Source organism: Microbacterium sp. LWH13-1.2 (genome assembly GCF_038397735.1).
In the GTDB taxonomy this organism is placed as follows: domain Bacteria; phylum Actinomycetota; class Actinomycetes; order Actinomycetales; family Microbacteriaceae; genus Microbacterium.
In genome coordinates this window covers 1,308,605-1,324,240 of the sequence record NZ_CP151635.1, presented here as the reverse complement: position 1 = coordinate 1,324,240, position 15,636 = coordinate 1,308,605, and the positions used below count along the sequence as shown (strand labels likewise).

14 protein-coding genes and 1 tRNA gene are annotated in these 15,636 nt (G+C 67.3%); 3 read left to right on the top strand and 12 right to left on the bottom strand.

The window, feature by feature from the left end:
• Nucleotides 1-3: 3 nt before the first annotated feature.
• Genes MRBLWH13_RS06160 through MRBLWH13_RS06125 form a run of 8 tightly spaced genes read right to left on the bottom strand, consistent with a single transcriptional unit; the run spans nt 4 to nt 8,147 of the window.
• The gene (locus tag MRBLWH13_RS06160; protein ID WP_341957390.1) at nt 4-2,481 is read right to left on the bottom strand and encodes a DEAD/DEAH box helicase; all 2,478 of its coding nucleotides are present in this window, start codon (nt 2,479-2,481) and stop codon (nt 4-6) included.
• Complete coding sequence (gene tatC, locus MRBLWH13_RS06155) at nt 2,478-3,236, bottom strand: twin-arginine translocase subunit TatC (protein WP_341958231.1); 759 nt, start codon at nt 3,234-3,236, stop codon at nt 2,478-2,480. Before tatC ends, MRBLWH13_RS06160 begins: the two co-directional genes overlap by 4 nt.
• Before the next feature lie 54 nt (nt 3,237-3,290).
• The gene (gene tatA, locus MRBLWH13_RS06150; RefSeq protein ID WP_210097900.1) at nt 3,291-3,548 is read right to left on the bottom strand and encodes a Sec-independent protein translocase subunit TatA; all 258 of its coding nucleotides are present in this window, start codon (nt 3,546-3,548) and stop codon (nt 3,291-3,293) included.
• Between the two features lie 26 nt (nt 3,549-3,574).
• Nucleotides 3,575-4,564, bottom strand: a complete 990-nt coding sequence (locus tag MRBLWH13_RS06145) for a WYL domain-containing protein (protein WP_341957389.1) — start codon at nt 4,562-4,564, stop codon at nt 3,575-3,577.
• Complete coding sequence (locus tag MRBLWH13_RS06140) at nt 4,561-5,556, bottom strand: WYL domain-containing protein (protein WP_341957388.1); 996 nt, start codon at nt 5,554-5,556, stop codon at nt 4,561-4,563. Before MRBLWH13_RS06140 ends, MRBLWH13_RS06145 begins: the two co-directional genes overlap by 4 nt.
• The gene (locus tag MRBLWH13_RS06135) at nt 5,556-6,470 is read right to left on the bottom strand and encodes a hypothetical protein (protein ID WP_341957387.1); all 915 of its coding nucleotides are present in this window, start codon (nt 6,468-6,470) and stop codon (nt 5,556-5,558) included. Before MRBLWH13_RS06135 ends, MRBLWH13_RS06140 begins: the two co-directional genes overlap by 1 nt.
• 10 nt (nt 6,471-6,480) lie before the next feature.
• Nucleotides 6,481-7,500 (bottom strand): tRNA (adenine-N1)-methyltransferase, encoded by a 1,020-nt coding sequence (locus MRBLWH13_RS06130; RefSeq protein ID WP_341957386.1) that lies wholly within the window; start codon nt 7,498-7,500, stop codon nt 6,481-6,483.
• Complete coding sequence (locus tag MRBLWH13_RS06125; protein ID WP_341958230.1) at nt 7,497-8,147, bottom strand: HAD family phosphatase; 651 nt, start codon at nt 8,145-8,147, stop codon at nt 7,497-7,499. The genes MRBLWH13_RS06130 and MRBLWH13_RS06125 overlap by 4 nt, the downstream gene beginning before the upstream one ends.
• A gap of 124 nt (nt 8,148-8,271) precedes the next feature.
• Here MRBLWH13_RS06125 and MRBLWH13_RS06120 point away from each other — a divergent pair, with 124 nt between their 5' ends.
• Nucleotides 8,272-9,120 (top strand): PAC2 family protein, encoded by an 849-nt coding sequence (locus MRBLWH13_RS06120; RefSeq protein ID WP_120493361.1) that lies wholly within the window; start codon nt 8,272-8,274, stop codon nt 9,118-9,120.
• 32 nt (nt 9,121-9,152) lie between these two features.
• On the opposite strand, the gene MRBLWH13_RS06115 is transcribed toward MRBLWH13_RS06120, so the two are convergent.
• On the bottom strand, nt 9,153-9,977 hold the full coding sequence (locus tag MRBLWH13_RS06115) for an undecaprenyl-diphosphate phosphatase (RefSeq protein WP_341957385.1): 825 nt from the start codon (nt 9,975-9,977) through the stop codon (nt 9,153-9,155).
• Nucleotides 9,978-10,022: 45 nt separating this feature from the next.
• Entirely contained in the window at nt 10,023-11,318 is a 1,296-nt protein-coding gene (locus MRBLWH13_RS06110; protein WP_341957384.1) for a M20/M25/M40 family metallo-hydrolase, read from the bottom strand.
• A 112-nt stretch (nt 11,319-11,430) separates the two neighbouring features.
• On the opposite strand from MRBLWH13_RS06110, the gene MRBLWH13_RS06105 reads away from it, so the two are divergent.
• Nucleotides 11,431-11,513 (top strand) — tRNA-Leu (locus MRBLWH13_RS06105).
• Nucleotides 11,514-11,647: 134 nt separating this feature from the next.
• Here MRBLWH13_RS06105 and MRBLWH13_RS06100 read toward each other — a convergent pair.
• Nucleotides 11,648-12,760: a VIT1/CCC1 family protein gene (locus tag MRBLWH13_RS06100; RefSeq protein ID WP_341957383.1), complete on the bottom strand. Its 1,113-nt coding sequence runs from the start codon at nt 12,758-12,760 to the stop codon at nt 11,648-11,650.
• Nucleotides 12,761-12,905: 145 nt separating this feature from the next.
• Nucleotides 12,906-14,648 carry a DEAD/DEAH box helicase gene (locus MRBLWH13_RS06095; RefSeq protein WP_341957382.1) on the bottom strand — a complete coding sequence of 581 codons (1,743 nt, stop codon included), beginning with the start codon at nt 14,646-14,648 and terminating at the stop codon, nt 12,906-12,908.
• A gap of 148 nt (nt 14,649-14,796) precedes the next feature.
• Here MRBLWH13_RS06095 and MRBLWH13_RS06090 point away from each other — a divergent pair, with 148 nt between their 5' ends.
• On the top strand, nt 14,797-15,624 hold the full coding sequence (locus MRBLWH13_RS06090) for an SGNH/GDSL hydrolase family protein (protein WP_056510246.1): 828 nt from the start codon (nt 14,797-14,799) through the stop codon (nt 15,622-15,624).
• Nucleotides 15,625-15,636 lie beyond the last annotated feature (12 nt).

The window sequence follows — 15,636 nt, the reverse complement described above, 5'->3', positions numbered from 1 at the left end:
TTCTCACATCGACGAATAGGCGACGATGCCACGGCGCACGCCGTCGAGCGCGACTCGCGCGTTGCGAGCGAGCGCGCCGTCTTCTGCGACGATCGACAGCTGGTCGAGCAGATCGATGGTCTGCTTCGCCCAGCGGACGAAGTCACCCGCCGCCATGTCGGCGTCGATCAGGACGCGATCGAGCATCCCACCCCGCGCCCACGAATGCATGGCACCTGCGAGGCCCGCCGCGAGAGGCTCGCTGCCGGGCAGATGATGATCCTTCTCGAGGTCGTCGAGCTCCGCCCACAGCGTCGTCGTCTTCTCGTAGGCGGCTCGGAACGCGCCTCGCGGCAGGTCCCGCTCTCCGGAGTTCGCTTCGTCTCTGCGCGGTTCGTAGACGAGGCAGCAGGCCATCGCCGCGAGCGACGGCGCATCCAGACCGTTCCAGAGTCCCTGTCGCAGCGACTCCGCCACGAGCAGGTCGCGTTCCCCGTAGATCCGTCGCATCGTGCGTCCTGCATCCGTGAGCGTGGTGACGTCGTCGGCGTCGCGGTGGAGATAGTCGAGCGTCTCGAGAACCTCGACCACGCGGTCGAAGACCCGCGCGACCGTTCCTGTCCTGGTCTCGATCTGACGGCGGACGCGGTCATTCTGACGCTTGAGCTTCCAGTACCGCTCTGCCCAGCGCGCATGCGCCTCGCGATCGGGGCACCTATGGCATCCGTGCCGCTGCATGCGGGTGCGCAGACTGTGGATCTGCTTCATCCGCTTGTCCCGCGAGGCACGGGGCGCGTTCGAATCCTGACGGTTCTTCTTCTCGAGGTCGCTGAGCTCTCGGCGGATCGCCGCATAGTCGAGGAAGTCACCGTGATCGCAGACCATGGCGGCCTTGTAGCCCTCGAGGGACTCCTCGGCCTCTCGGACCTGGCGTGCGAGTCCCACGACGGCACGGTCTGCCTGGAACTGCGCGAACGACGACTCGAGCACCTCTCGGGCGCGCGCCTTGCCGAACAGATCGATCAGGTTCACGGCCATGTTGTACGTGGGCCGGAAGCTCGAGTTCAGCGGATAGGTGCGTCGTGAGGCGAGTGCGGCGACCGCCTGCGGATCCATCCCCTCGGTCCACTGCACCACGGCGTGGCCTTCGACGTCGATGCCGCGGCGGCCCGCGCGGCCGGTCAGCTGGGTGTACTCGCCGGAGGTGATGGCGACACGGGCTTCGCCGTTGAACTTCTCCATCTTCTCGAGCACGACCGTGCGCGCTGGCATGTTGATGCCGAGAGCGAGGGTCTCGGTCGCGAACACGACTTTGACGAGCTTGCGCTTGTAGAGCTCCTCGACGACCTCCTTGAATGCCGGCAGGAGTCCCGCATGGTGGGCGGCGACGCCCCGCTCGAGGTTCTCCAACCAGTCCCAGTAGCCGAGCACGCCCAGGTCCTCGTCCTGCAGCGACCGCGTGCGATCCTCGACGATCGCGCGGATCTCCGCCTTCTCCTCCGTCGTGGTCAGCCGCACACCCGACCGCCGCACCTGCTGGACGGCCGCATCGCAGCCGACGCGGCTGAAGATGAAGAAGATCGCCGGCAGAAGGTTGGAGCGTTCGAGCAACCGGATGACGTCCGGTCGATCCATGCGCTCGATCCGCCGCACGTTCGATGCCCGTACAGGGCGCCGCCCGCCCCGCGGCGGGCGCTGAGCCTGCCTTCCGGCATGGCGATTGCTGCGGTACGACTGCGCGTCACGATTGTTCTCGTAGTTCGAGCCCGTGAACGAGCGGATGCGCATCAGCTCCTGGTTGACCTGCGCCGTGGCAATGCCCGCGCGGTCGTCGAACAGCGGCAGCAGGTCGTCGCGCACCAGCACATGCTGCTCCAGCGGCACGGGGCGGATCTCCGAGACGATCACCTCGGTATCACCCCGCACGGTGTCGAGCCAGTCACCGAACTCCTCGGCGTTCGAGACCGTGGCGCTCAGCGATACCAGCCGCACATGCTGCGGGAGGTGGATGATGACCTCTTCCCACACCGCGCCGCGGAACCGATCCGCGAGGTAGTGCACCTCGTCCATCACCACGTAACGGAGGTCACGCAGCGCGGCCGAGTCCGCGTAGATCATGTTGCGCAGCACCTCGGTCGTCATGACGACGATCCGCGCATTGCCGTTGATGTTCGTGTCACCGGTGAGCAGGCCCACGTCGTCCGGACCGTACACGTCGACCAGCTCGCGGAACTTCTGGTTCGACAGCGCCTTCATCGGCGTCGTGTAGAACGCCTTGTCACTGGGGGTCTGCATCGCGAGGTTGATCGCGAACTCGCCGACGATCGTCTTTCCCGCACCGGTGGGAGCGGCGACGAGCACGCTGCTCCCGTCTTCGAGCGCGTGACACCCTTCGATCTGGAAGGGATCGAGCGCGAACTTCTGGTTCGCGGCGAAGGCGACCGTCGCCGGATGTCCCGCCGCCTGGCGCGCTGCGGCGTACCGCTCAGACGGCGAGGTCATGCGGTCACGGGCTCGATGCCCGCTGCCGCATCGCGCTTGCGCTTGCGTCTGTCGAAGAGCATCGAGATGAAGGTCGCGGCAAAGTACAGCACGATCATGGATCCCATCAGCAGCAGCATCGAGAAGACGTCAGCGGGCGGTGTCGTGACCGCCGCGAAGATCGTGCAGACTAGGATCGCGACCCGCCATCCTTTGAGGATGTCGCGCCCCGAGACGATTCCCGCGACGTTCAACGCGACGAGGAAGACGGGGAGCACGAAGGCGATGCCGAGCACGAGAAGGAACTTGAAGACGAAGTCGTAGTAGGTCGAATAGTCGAAGAACTGCGCCATGCCCTTCGGCACGAAGCCCGCCATGATCTCGATGACATGCGGGAGCACGAAGAACGCGACGGTGCAGCCTGCGAAGAACAGCGGAATGGCCGCGCCGAGGAAACCCCAGGTGTACTGCGTCTCCTTCTTCGTGAGCCCGGGCATCACGAACGCCCAGACCTGCCAGAGCCACACGGGCGCTGAGATGAGCAGTCCGATCGCGAAGGCGATGCGCATGCGGAGATCGAAGCCGCTGGTCACGGTCGTGAAGTTGAGGCCCGTGTACTCGCGCCCGGCTTCGGCTGCGATCGTGCGGATCGGAACGGAGAGGAGCTCGATGATCGGCTCCGTCACGATGAACGCGATGATCATCCCGACCACGAGTGCGCCCGCAGCAATGAAAAGCCGCTTGCGAAGCTCCACCAGATGGGCACCGAGAGACATCCGCCTGTCGCGACCGGAAGCCTCCTGGCCGGCGGATTCGAGAGCGGACACGGACTACGCGGATCGAGGAGGCTGACCCGGATCCGTGTCGCGAGCCGTCACCGTGGTGTCCGCGACGGATGCGGTGGGCGTCGGCGCACCGGGCTCCGTGGCGTCACTCGCGTCCTCGTTCTTCATCGCCTTCATCTCGCCCTTGAACACGCGGGCGGACTGTCCGAGGCTCTTCGCCAGTGCCGGCAGCTTCGCCGCACCGAAGAGCAGCAGGATGACGGCGAGGATGATCAGCAGATGTGGCCAACCGAAAGCGCCCATGATTCTCCTTCGTCGTTTGTAGAAGTCTAACCGGCGTTGGAGCTGTCCGGGTGGCGATACAGGGCGAGTCCGGCCTCGGCCCATTCACGAGCCGCCGTTCGAGCGACGCCGGGGTCGACGACCTCGAGCGCCCCGCCGAAACGCGCGGCCAGTCTCTTGATGCCGCGCGGGTCGGCCAGATGCAGACGCGCGCTGACGATTCCGCCCTCGACCTCGACGTTGTCGGCGGTCAGGAAGTCGCCCAGAAGCGGTGCCACCCGCTCAGGGACCCGCACCTGCACCTCGCCCTCGTCGTCGACGGCCGAAAAGGCCTCCGGCACATGGTCGCCCGCATGCGTGATCGGGATGTCGGTCAGGCGGGCATCGCTCACCCTGTCGAGGTGGAAGGTGCGCATCGCCTGCCTCGTGTGGCACCACCCCTGGAGATACCACTGCGCGTTGGTGATGATCACCTGGACGGGGTCGACGGTGCGAGTAGTCGGAGCCGCATCCGGCGCCTGGTAGGTGAATGCGACGGCCACACCGTCCTGGACTCCGCGCGACACCACCTGGCGGACCTCGTCGACGGTGCTGGGTGCCACCACCACCTCTGCGGGCGCGTCGGCCGCTCCACGCGAGAGCTTGGAGATGAGACCGCTGACCAGGCCGGAATCCGACACGGCAGGCACCGCGGCGACCATCTGCAGGCCGGCCAGCAGAGCTGCAGCCTCTCGTGCGGTGAAGCGCGGCACCCGCCGGAGGGCGACGTCGTTCGTGATCTCGATGACGTCTTCATCGTCGAGCAGATCCCAGTTGATGTCGAACATCTCCTGCGGCTGCTGCCAGAATCCCGAGTCACCGGGAAGGCCGATCACCGTGAGCTTCTCGACCATCTGACGCATCTCGGCCGGGGTCACCCCGAATTCCTCGGACGCCTCGGCAAGCGACACCTGTCCGTGCTCGAGCAGATACGGCACCAGGGTGAGATAGACGCGCACCCGGTCGGCGGCGAGCAACGGCTTCGGCTGAGCACTCACGATGACTTCCTCACGTCCGAGTGTGTCGCCACGACCGCCATCAGCCGATCGACCACGGCATCCCGGAGGGCGGCCGGTTCGACCACTCGCACCTCCGGCCCGTACGAGGCGAGCTCGTCGGCGAGGATGTGCAGGTCGACGAACGGCACGAGGATCCCCTGGGGTGTGGCGGGCGTCGCACGACGACCGAGGCGGAGCGACGCCTCGGTTCCCGGCGTGACTTCGAGCAGAGCGGAGTTCTGCGCAGCGACGCTCTGGAGACCTGCCAGGGCGCGCTCCCCCGCTCCTTCCCTCAGATCTGGGTCGAAGGTCTTCGCTGTGATCTTCACGTCGCCGACGATCCTGCTCAGCAGGAACATCCGGTCTGCCTCGATGTCGACGTCGACGCCGAACACGTGCCAGCGCGCCTCGTAGTCGACGAGTGCCAGGGGACGGATGCTGCGGCGGCGCGGCGAGTCCTCTCCCGGCTTGAGGTAGTCGAACAGCACGACGCGGCTCTTCTCGATGGCTTCCTGCAACTGCGGGAAAGCCGCATCGCGGGCCGTGATGCGCGGCGCGAAGCCGATGATCGGCTCGTCGCCGTCGATCCCGAGCGCGCGGATCTTGCGCACCCCTGCCTTGGCGTCGCCCGACGCGGACTCCGCGCTCCAGACACTGCCGGCCAGCTGGAGCACGGCGAGCTCGGCGGCGGTGAACTCGATGTCGCTCGGCAGGTCGTATTCCGCCTGCGGAATGCGATATCGCGCCTCGCGGAGATCATTGGGGTCGGCCTGATCGCCGATCGTCTCGACCGGGACCCCGAGCGTGCGCAGCTCGTCCTTGTCGCGCTCGAACATCTTCTCGAGAGCATCCGAGCGCACACCGGCATCGGCTCGCTGACGGTACCCCGACACATTGTCGAGGATCTGCTGCTTGGTGAGCCCGATCTCCGTCGCCATGAGCGCCACGACGAGATTCGTCAGACGCTCCTCCGCGGGAATACGGGCCGCCATCAGTTCTCCGGCGCCGGAACGATGCCCAGGATGTCGACGACGATCACCGTCGCCGGGTTGCCGTCCGCCGCGGGCACGACGACCAGCAGCTGAGAACCGACGGTCGCACCCACGAGCTCCTTCGCGGCGGGGCCGATGTTCGGCTCAGCGCCCCATGTGCTCGAGGTGACGGTCTTGTCGTCCCAGCCGAGCGCCATGATGTTGGTCACGATGGTCGATTCCTTCTCGACCTTCGCGCCGTCGCCCTTGATGAGGGTCTGGGTCACGGCGGACTCGGGAGCTGCACTGTCGGGAATGATGACACCCGGCGTGCCGTCGGGTGCGCGTACGACGGTCGGCAGGCCGCGCGCGTCGTTGAACTGCGATGCGCCTTCGGCGTGTGCGAGGTAGACGTCGAGGACGTCGACGACGGCGACGATGTTCTCGTCCTTGGCGAGGCCGAAGGCCTCGACGTTCGCCTCGCCGAAGTCCTCGGGGGTGAGCACCGCCACGACGCGGCTGCCTCCGGTGGCGCACTTGAGCACGGACTCGAGGCCCGGAGAGCGCTGGGCCCAGTATGAGATGTTGTGCACGCGGCTCGTGTCGCCGTTGTACTCCGACTCGTAGAGTTTCTCGCCGCTCTCGCCGCCGTAGAAGGCGATGTCGAGCACCATCGGCTGCACTGTCGAGGTCAGCGTCTCGCCCTCGCCCGTGATGATGTCCGCGAACGCGGTCTCATCGGTCTTGACCGGGGTGTACACCGTGACATCCGGTGCTTCACCGAGGTCGCCCTCGACGGTCACGGAGTCCGCGACGGAGCCTGCGTGGGCGGCCCTGTCGCAGACCTCGCCCGCGAACGTCGGACCCGCGGCGCATCCGGTCAGGGTGAGGACGGCGAGGCTGAGAGTGGCCAGAACGGCGGACGTTTTACGCACGCGCTCCAGTCTATTCCGTAGACGACTCGGATTCGCGCGAACCGGATGCAAGACGCGCGCCCTCGGCTGCCTTGGCAGCCTCACGGGCACGCTTTCGGAGGTTCTTGTCGTTGATCTCGCGATCCCCGACGGCGCCGGGGGTCCACTGCTCTACATCGGCGTCGCCGTAGCTGCTCTTCGACGCCCGACGCTTGACCTGGGGCGCGACAGCACCGGGAGCGAGTCGGCGCGCGGTGAGCAGGAAGCCCGTATGCGCCACCATGCGGTGGTCCGGTCGCACGGCCAGACCTTCGACGTGCCAGCCGCGCACCATCGTCTCGGAGGCTTCAGGGTCGGTGAACAGCCCCGTGCTGCGGATGTACTCCGCGACGCGCGACAGCTGGGTGGCGGTGGCGACGTAGCAGAGCACGACCCCGCCGGGCGTCAGTGCGTCGGCGACGACGTCCATGCACTCCCACGGAGCCAGCATGTCGAGCACGACCCGATCGACCGAGCCCGCCGGGAACTCGCCGGGCAGAGCTTCGGCCAGATCTCCGACGACGACGTCCCAGGTGTCGGGGGTCGCGCCGAAGAACGTCTCGACGTTGCCGCGCGCGACCTGCGCGAAGTCCTCACGTCGCTCGAACGACACCAGACGTCCGGCGGGTCCGATCGCGCGGAGCAGCGACAGCGACAGCGCTCCTGAGCCCACTCCGGCTTCGACGACGACGGCGCCCGGGAAGATGTCGGCCTGCATGACGATCTGCGCCGCATCCTTCGGGTAGACGATCGCCGCACCGCGGGGCATGGACATCGCGAAGTCGCGCAGCAGCGGACGCAGCGCGAGGTAATCGTGCCCCGAGCTGTTCGCCACGACGGAGCCGTCGGGAAGGCCGATGAGGTCGCGGTGCTTCAGGACGCCCTGGTGGGTGTGGAGTTCGCCGTCCTCGCGGAGGGTCACGGTGTGCAGACGACCCTTGGGCCCGGTCAGCTGCACCCGGTCGCCCTCTCGGAACGGCCCACTCGGCCGCGGTGAGGTGGTGGTGGTCATCGGGTGGCTCCCGTCATGGAGTTCTTGCGATCGAACAGGTCGATCAGGTCTACGGCAGTGCGGCCCTCGAGAGTGGACCAGAGCTCGTGTGCTCCGACATGATCGAGCGGCACGATGTGCGGGACCCCGAGCGCCACGGCGCCGGAGGCGATTCCGGCACGGAGCCCCGTCGGCGAGTCCTCGATGACGACGGCGTCGGCGATGTCGATCTCGAGGAGTCCTGCCGCGTGCAGGTACGGCTCCGGATGCGGTTTGGGGTTGGTCACGTCGTCCCCGGCCACGACGATGTCGAACGCGTCGAACTCGATCAGGTCGACGACGCTGAGAGCCATCCGGCGGAGGGACATGGTCACGAGCCCGGTCGGGATCCCCGCCGATCGCAGGTCCTGCAGCAGCTCGCGCGCCCCCGGACGGAACGGCACGCCCTGAGTGCGCAGTGCCTCCTGCACCCCGTCGGTGAGAAGCGCGACGATGGCCTCGGCATCCATGTCGACGCCGGCGTTCTGGAGGATGATCGCACTGTCGATCAGACCGTTGCCGACGAGCTGGAGTGCGTCCTCGTGGCTCCACGAGCCCCCGAAGGACTCGACCAGCGCCGTCTCTGCAGCCATCCAATACGGTTCGGTGTCGACGAGTGTTCCGTCCATGTCCCAGAGGATCGCGCGGGGCTGTCTGCTCACTGAACCATGTTAGCCGTGGCTCCGCGCCCTCCCCGCGCAGTCGGACTAGCCTGGAGGGATACCGATCCGGATATCGCGAAGGGAGCCCATGATGGATGTCCTCGGTTCACGCATCGTCATCGTCGCCTTCGACGGCTGGAACGACGCGGGTGAGGCTGCGAGCGGCGCGATCGCCGCATTGCGCGAGACCACCGACTACGACCTCGTGCACTCGATCGATCCCGAGCTGTACTTCGACTACCAGTACACGCGCCCGGCGACGAAGATGGATGCCGAGGGGCGTCGTCAGCTCACCTGGCCGGAGGCCGGCCTGTGGCGTCCACGCGACCCCGGTCCAGGTCCGGAGTTCTGGGTGCTGACCGGTGTCGAGCCGGCACGCACGTGGCAGTCGTTCGCCTCGGAGTTCATCGACATCGCGCTCCGCGACGACATCACCGGTTTCGTGACGCTCGGTGCGATGCTGTCGGACGTCCCCCACACTCGGCCGATCTCGATCTTCGCCTCGAGCCAGAACGAGCAGGTCCGCGAAGCCCACGGGCTCGAACGGTCCCTTTACGAGGGCCCCGTCGGGATCCTGAGCGTCATCGAGCACTTCGCCGAGAGCGCCGGTATCCCGACCGCGAGCCTGTGGGCGAGCGTGCCGCACTACGTCGCCTCGGCCACGCCGTCACCCAAGGTGACCCTCGCGCTGCTCGACCGGCTCGAGGAACTGACCGGAGTCGACGTGCCGCGCGATCACCTGCGCACCGAGGCCGCGGCGTGGGAGGCTTCGATCGATGCCGCAGCCGCGGACGACGAGGACATGACGGAGTACATCCAGCAGCTCGAGCGCACCAGGGACACGTGGGACTCCCCCGATGCCTCAGGCGACGCGATCGCCCAGGCCTTCGAGCGCTACCTCAAGCGCCGCGGCGACGGCCCCGGAGACCACAAGCGCTAGTCCCTGGACGTTCGTCCGCACGCGATCCCCGCTCAGGCGGCGATGACGCCCGTGCCGAGCAGCACCAGGAGGACGGTTCCGAGCAGGATGCGGTAGATCACGAACGGCAGGAAGCTGCGCTTCGAGATGTAGTTCATGAAGAAGGCGATGACTCCGAGCGCCACGACGAACGCGATGCCGGTCGCTGCCAGCGTGTCGCCGAACGAGAAGAACGACGGCTCGTCCCAGCTCTTGAACACCTGGTAGAAGCCGCTTCCGAAGACCGCGGGGATCGCGAGCAGGAACGCGTAGCGAGCGGCAGCGGCGCGCTCATAGCCGAGGAACAGCCCCATCGTGATCGTTCCGCCCGAGCGGGAGACACCGGGGATCAGCGCGAGCGCCTGCGCGAACCCGTAGGCGATGCCGTGCGGGTACGTCAGCTGGTCGAGCTTGCGGCGCTTGGCGCCGACGTGGTCGGCGACCCCGAGCAGGATGCCGAAGAGGATCAGCATGATCGCGACGATCCACAGCGACCGGAAGACGGTCTCGATCTGGTCCTGGAAGAGCAGCCCGAGCACCACGATCGGGATGCTGCCGATGATGATCATCCACCCCATGCGGGCATCGGGATCGCTGCGCGGAACCCGTCCGGTCAGAGAGCGGAACCACTGCGCGATGATGCGCACGATGTCGCGCCAGAAGAACACCACGACCGCCGCCTCGGTGCCGATCTGGGTGATCGCAGTGAACGCAGCTCCCGGGTCCTCACCCGAGGGCAGGAACGTGCCGAGGATGCGCAGATGGGCGCTGGAGGAGATCGGGAGGAACTCGGTGAGTCCCTGGACGATGCCGAGGATGAGCGCTTCGAGCAGGTGCATGGAGGAGCTTTCTGAATCGTGGTGCGCGGACGTCGAGCCGAAGGCTCAGTACGTGCGCAGCAGATCGGCCAGCACCCGCTGACCGAAGACAAGCGATTCTACGGGTACGCGCTCATCGACTCCGTGGAACATGCCCGTGAAGTCGAGGTCTGCAGGAAGCTGCAGCGGAGCGAAACCGTATCCGGTGATGTCCAGGTACGCGAGCGCCTTGTTGTCCGTGCCCGCTCCCAGCAGATACGGGATCACCGGCACCCCGGGGTCGTGACGACCGAGGCTCGCGACCATCGCATCGACCAGTTCTCCCGCGAAAGGCGTCTCCATGCCGATGTCACGCACGACGATCTCGATCTCGATCTCGTCTCCGACGATCTGCTGCAGTTCGGCGAGCACGTCGTCCTCTGTCCCGGGGATGACGCGCACGTCGATCAGTGCCTCCGCGCGCTCGGGGATCACGTTGTGCTTGTAACCGGCGGTGAGAGCCGTGGGGTTCGTGGTGGTGCGGAACGACGAACGCAGGAACGCCTCCGCAGGGCCTGCTGCGGAAGCCAGTGCATCCGGGTCGTCCACCGAGCGTCCGGTGAGGTCACTGAGACCCTGCAGCAGAGCTTCGGTGGTCGCCGTGAGCCGGAGCGGCCACCGGGTCCGTCCGATGGCCGCGACGGCCTCCGCGAGCTTCGTGACGGCGTTGTCGTCGTGCAGGCGGCTTCCGTGACCGGCACGCCCCTTCGCGACGAGACGGATCCAGATCAGCGCCTTCTCGCCCACCTGCAGCAGATAGGCGCGGCGGTCATCGACGGTGATCGAGTACCCGCCGACCTCGCTGATCGCCTCAGTGGCGCCGTCGAACCACTCGGGCTTGTTCTGCACGACCAAAGCCGAACCCTCGACCCCGCCGTTCTCCTCGTCGGCGAAGAACGCCAGAACGAGGTCTCGCTCGGGCTGCTCCCCCGCTCGGAGGATGTCGGCGACGGCAGTGAGGATCATCGCGTTCATGTTCTTCATGTCGACAGCTCCGCGACCCCACAGCATCCCGTCCTTGACGATCCCGGCGAACGGATCGACGGTCCAGTCCTCGGCCATCGCCGGAACGACGTCGAGGTGCCCGTGGACGACCAGAGCCGGTCTGCTCGGATCCCGGCCGGGGACCCGCGCCATCACATTCGTGCGCCGCGGGATCGGTTCGTAGTACTCGACCTCGAGGCCCAGCTCCTCCAGATACGCGCCCACGTACTCGGCGGCTTCGCGCTCGCCCTTCGCATTGCCTCCCCCGAAGTTGGAGGTGTCGAAGCGGATCAGGTCGCTCGCGATGCGAACGACCTCGGGAAGGGACGGATCGGTCATGTGCCCAGGCTATCGAAACGCCGTGGCGCGCCCGGGCGTCGCCGTCGGTTTCAGGGAGCCTCGAAGCTCGTGCTAATGTAAATCTTCGTTCGGCAACGAACATCCAACACCTGCGCGGGTGGCGGAATGGTAGACGCGCTACGTTGAGGTCGTAGTGCCCGTAAGGGCGTGGGGGTTCAAGTCCCCCTCCGCGCACAGACAGGCCCCGGGTATCTCACGATATCCGGGGCCTTCTTCATTCCCGGAGAACCATACGCCTCCAGGCTGCTCGGGGCGGAACTCCGCCCGGAGCCCGCCCCGCATCCTGATGTCTCGGATGCCTGCTCGATTCAGGCCGCTCCCACTCCGAACACCAGGCCGAGCACGTACGTGATCGCCGCGGCTCCGAAGCCGATCGCGAGCTGCCGCAGGGCCCGACGCAGGGGCGGTCCGCCCGACAGGATTCCGACCATGGCGCCGGTGGTCAGCAAGGCGACTCCGACGAGAACCAGCGCGACGATGACGGCCGTGGCGCCGTCCAGACCGAAGATCCAGGGCAGCACAGGGATGATCGCTCCGGAGGCGAACAGCAGGAAGCTCGAGATCGCCGCCGTCCAGTCGCTGCCGACGATCTCGTGATCATCGCCCGCGTGGATGCTGACGGGACCGGTCGTGGTGCGTTCGACGCCCGCTCGGGCTGCAGCGACGATGCGTCCCGCGCGGGCGAGAGCCTCTTCCTGGCCTATCCCCCGAGCGCGATACACGAGTGCCAGCTCGTTCTCGTCGATGTCGAGGTCAGCCGCGGATGCAGCCGCATTCTCGTTGGCCTCGGTGGCCGCCAGAAGCTCCCGCTGCGACCGCACCGACACGAACTCCCCCGCTCCCATCGACAGTGCGCCCGCGAGCAGACCGGCAATCCCGCTGAAGAGCACGAACCCGGAGCTCACGCCGGTGGCCCCGATGCCGAGCACGAGGGCGAGGTTGCTGACCAGACCGTCGTTCGCGCCGAACACGGCCGCACGGAACGACCCGGACAGCCGCCGCCTGCCTCGTGCGGCGAGGCCGCGCACGACCTCGTAGTGGACTTTCTCGTCGGCGCGCATCGCGGGTGTCGCGTACTGCTCCGAGTCGTAGGGAGAGCGCGCCTCGGCGTTCTGAGCGAGAGCCAGCACGAAGATCGAACCGAAGCGACCGGCCATCCAGCCGAGGAGGCGGGAGCGGATACCGGCTCGGGGAAGCCTCGAAGGCTCAGTGCCGAGCAGGTCGAGCCAGTGCTGCTCATGCCGACGTTCGGCGTCGGCGAGGCTGAGGAGGATCTCACGTTCCTCGCCAGTGCGTCGATTCGCGAGGTTCTGGTAGATCATGCCCTCGGCACGCTCCTCGACGAGGTAGCGGGCCCAGCGGCGGCGGTCTGCGGGGGTGGGTTCTGCAGCGGCGGGCTCGGCGGCAGCGGGGGCTGTCATGACGTCTCCTGATCGATGGAGCCCCCGAACGGGGCAACCGTTCAACGCTAGCTTCGGGCGGCCTCAGCATCGTCACGGAGGCCGTGATTGCCAGCTTTTCGGGAATCCGAACCGGGCGTTTTCCCGGTGCCGAAACGGTCCGGCGTCAGGTGCGGACGCGCTTGCGCAGTACTTCGATGCGCGACTGCAGCTGCGTGACCGTCGCCTGCGCGACGGCGGGGCCGCCGCAGATGCGCCGCAGCTCTGCGTGGACCGACCCGTGCGGCTCGCCCTTCTGCCTGGCGTAAAGCCCCACAAGGCTGTTCAGGAGCTGCCGCTGCTCGCGCAGGGTGCGGTGCAGCGGCGGGGGAAGCGTCGTCGTCTCGGCAGGCCCCGCCTCGGCCTCGCGCACTTCACGCAGGCGGGACTGCCGCGCCTGTCGCTGCATGAGCAGCTCATGCACGTGCTCGGGTTCGAGGAGTCCGGGGAAGCCGATGAACTCCTCCTCCTCGGGCGTTCCGGGTTCGGCGAGCTGGCCGAACTCCTGCCCCTCGAACACGACGCGGTCGAAGTGGGCCACCGAAGACAGCGCCTGATAGCTGAACTCCTGGGTCAGCGCGTCTGACGTCTCTTCCTCGCGGTTCGCGGCTTCGAGCAAGGAGTCCTCGAGGCCGTCGTCGTCCTTCGACTGCCGGTCGAGAGCGTGCTCGCGCTGCTTGTCCATCTCGTTCGCGAGCCCCATGAGCACCGGGACCTGGGGCAGGAACACGCTCGCCGCCTCGCCGCGGCGCCGGGCGCGGACAAAGCGACCGATCGCCTGGGCGAAGAACAGCGGAGTCGAGGACGAGGTCGCGTATACGCCCACCGCGAGGCGAGGGACATCGACGCCCTCGGACACCATTCGCACCGCGACCATCCAGCGATCGTCGCTGGCACTGAACTTCTCGATGCGCTCCGATGCGGTCGCATCGTCGGAGAGCACCACGGTGGGCCGCTGACCTGTGATGCTGTGGAGGATCTTGGCGTACGCGCGGGCGACGGTCTGATCCGTGGCCAGCACGAGTCCGCCGGCATCCGGCACATGATTGCGGATCTCGGTGAGGCGGCGGTCGGCGGCGGACAGCACCGCCGGCATCCACTCCCCCTCGGGGTCGAGCGCGGTTCGCCAGGCCTGCGACGTGACGTCTTTGGTGTTGTCCTGCCCGAGGTGGGTCTCGAGCTCATCGCCGGTGCTCGTGCGCCAGCGCATCTTGCCCGCGTACATGTGGAACAGCACGGGGCGGACGACACCGTCGGCGAGAGCGCGCCCGTAGCCGTAGTTGTAGTCGGTGCGGGAGATCCGCGCACCGGATTCGTCAGGGTGGTACTCGACGAACGGGATGGGTGCGGTGTCGCTTCGGAACGGAGTTCCCGAGAGAAGCAGACGGCGTTTCGCCGGCCCGTAGGCGTCGCGGATGGCGTCGCCCCAGCTGAGCGCGTCGCCGCCGTGGTGCACCTCGTCGAGGACCACGAGCGTCTTCGCATCCTCGGTGAGATGCCGGTGGACCGACGATTTGGCGGCGACCTGAGCGTACGTCACCACCGCGCCGTGATAGTGCCGCGCCGGAGCCCAGTCGCTGTTGCGGAACCGGGGATCGAGTCGGATGTGCACGCGTGCCGCGGCATCGGCCCATTGCGTCTTGAGGTGCTCGGTGGGGGCCACGACGATGATGCGGTTCACCTCTCCCATGCGCATGAGCTCGACAGCGAGGGTGAGGGCGAACGTCGTCTTTCCGGCGCCGGGCGTCGCGGCCACGAGGAAGTCCCGCTGGTCGGCCTGGAAGTACTGCTCGAGGGCCTCCTGCTGCCAGGCGCGCAGCTTGTTGGCGGTGCCCCACGGGGCGCGCTGTGGGAAGGACGGAGAGAGCATCGAGACAACGATAATCGCTGGCACGGACACTCGGCACGCTGACGGTCTCCCCCGCGCGCGTCCTCGCCGAGGATGCTCGCACCCGAGTAGGCTCGATCACTGCGCAGCCGCCATCGATGTGCTGCGTCTGTTCGCGAAGGAGAGCTGGATGACAGACCAGGATTCGACCCGGACCCCGCATCTCGACAATGAGAGCGCGCACCCGTGGCGACGTTTCGTCGCGATCGGCGATTCGTTCACCGAGGGCATCGGGGACCCCGATCCCTCCCACCCCGGTAATCATCGGGGCTGGGCAGACCGCGTCGCCGAGGTGCTGTCGCAGCAGGTCGACGACTTCGCCTACGCGAACCTCGCGGTGCGCGGCAAGCTCATCTCCCAGATCGTGCGCGACCAGATCGAACCGGCGATCGAGCTGCATCCCGACCTCATCTCGATCTGCGCCGGCGGAAACGACGTGATCCGCCCCGGCACCGATCCGGACGCCATCGCGGTCCAGCTCGAGGATGCCGTCGCGCGGCTCTCCTCCACCGGTGCTGCCGTGCTGCTCTTCACCGGCGTCGACACGGCCTTCACCCCCGTCTTCCGAGCTTTCCGCGGCAAGGTCGCGATCTACAACGAGAACATCCGCGCGATCGCCGAGCGCCACGATTGCATCGTCGCGGACCAGTGGGCGCTCAAGGTCGTACAGGACATGCGCTTCTTCGACGATGATCGCCTGCACTACAACCCGCTCGGGCATCACGAGATCGCAAGGATGGCGCTCCGCGCACTCAACGTTCCCAACGAACTCGAATCGATGCAGCCGGAGCCGTTGCCGGTCCGCACCTGGCGGGAGGCACGCTCCGAGGATCTGGGTTGGGCGCGCGAGCACCTCGTGCCATGGGTCCTGCGGCGTCTGCGGCACGAGTCCTCAGGCGATCACATCGTGGCGAAGCGTCCGGAGCCGTCGCCGGTCGTGTTCCCCGGCCTCGACTGACCGCCGTCCTCG

What these genes read in the sequence shown, in the direction of transcription:
- MRBLWH13_RS06160 (WP_341957390.1), bottom strand. Translation starts at nt 2,481, where the DNA reads ATGACCTCGCCGTCTGAGCGGTACGCCGCAGCGCGCCAGGCGGCGGGA.
- tatA (WP_210097900.1), bottom strand. Translation starts at nt 3,548, where the DNA reads ATGGGCGCTTTCGGTTGGCCACATCTGCTGATCATCCTCGCCGTCATC.
- MRBLWH13_RS06100 (WP_341957383.1), bottom strand. Translation starts at nt 12,760, where the DNA reads ATGACAGCCCCCGCTGCCGCCGAGCCCGCCGCTGCAGAACCCACCCCC.
- MRBLWH13_RS06125 (WP_341958230.1), bottom strand. Translation starts at nt 8,147, where the DNA reads ATGGACGGAACACTCGTCGACACCGAACCGTATTGGATGGCTGCAGAG.
- tatC (WP_341958231.1), bottom strand. Translation starts at nt 3,236, where the DNA reads ATGTCTCTCGGTGCCCATCTGGTGGAGCTTCGCAAGCGGCTTTTCATT.
- MRBLWH13_RS06095 (WP_341957382.1), bottom strand. Translation starts at nt 14,648, where the DNA reads ATGCTCTCTCCGTCCTTCCCACAGCGCGCCCCGTGGGGCACCGCCAAC.
- MRBLWH13_RS06115 (WP_341957385.1), bottom strand. Translation starts at nt 9,977, where the DNA reads ATGCACCTGCTCGAAGCGCTCATCCTCGGCATCGTCCAGGGACTCACC.
- MRBLWH13_RS06110 (WP_341957384.1), bottom strand. Translation starts at nt 11,318, where the DNA reads ATGACCGATCCGTCCCTTCCCGAGGTCGTTCGCATCGCGAGCGACCTG.
- MRBLWH13_RS06090 (WP_056510246.1), top strand. Translation starts at nt 14,797, where the DNA reads ATGACAGACCAGGATTCGACCCGGACCCCGCATCTCGACAATGAGAGC.
- MRBLWH13_RS06130 (WP_341957386.1), bottom strand. Translation starts at nt 7,500, where the DNA reads ATGACCACCACCACCTCACCGCGGCCGAGTGGGCCGTTCCGAGAGGGC.
- MRBLWH13_RS06120 (WP_120493361.1), top strand. Translation starts at nt 8,272, where the DNA reads ATGGATGTCCTCGGTTCACGCATCGTCATCGTCGCCTTCGACGGCTGG.
- MRBLWH13_RS06140 (WP_341957388.1), bottom strand. Translation starts at nt 5,556, where the DNA reads ATGGCGGCCCGTATTCCCGCGGAGGAGCGTCTGACGAATCTCGTCGTG.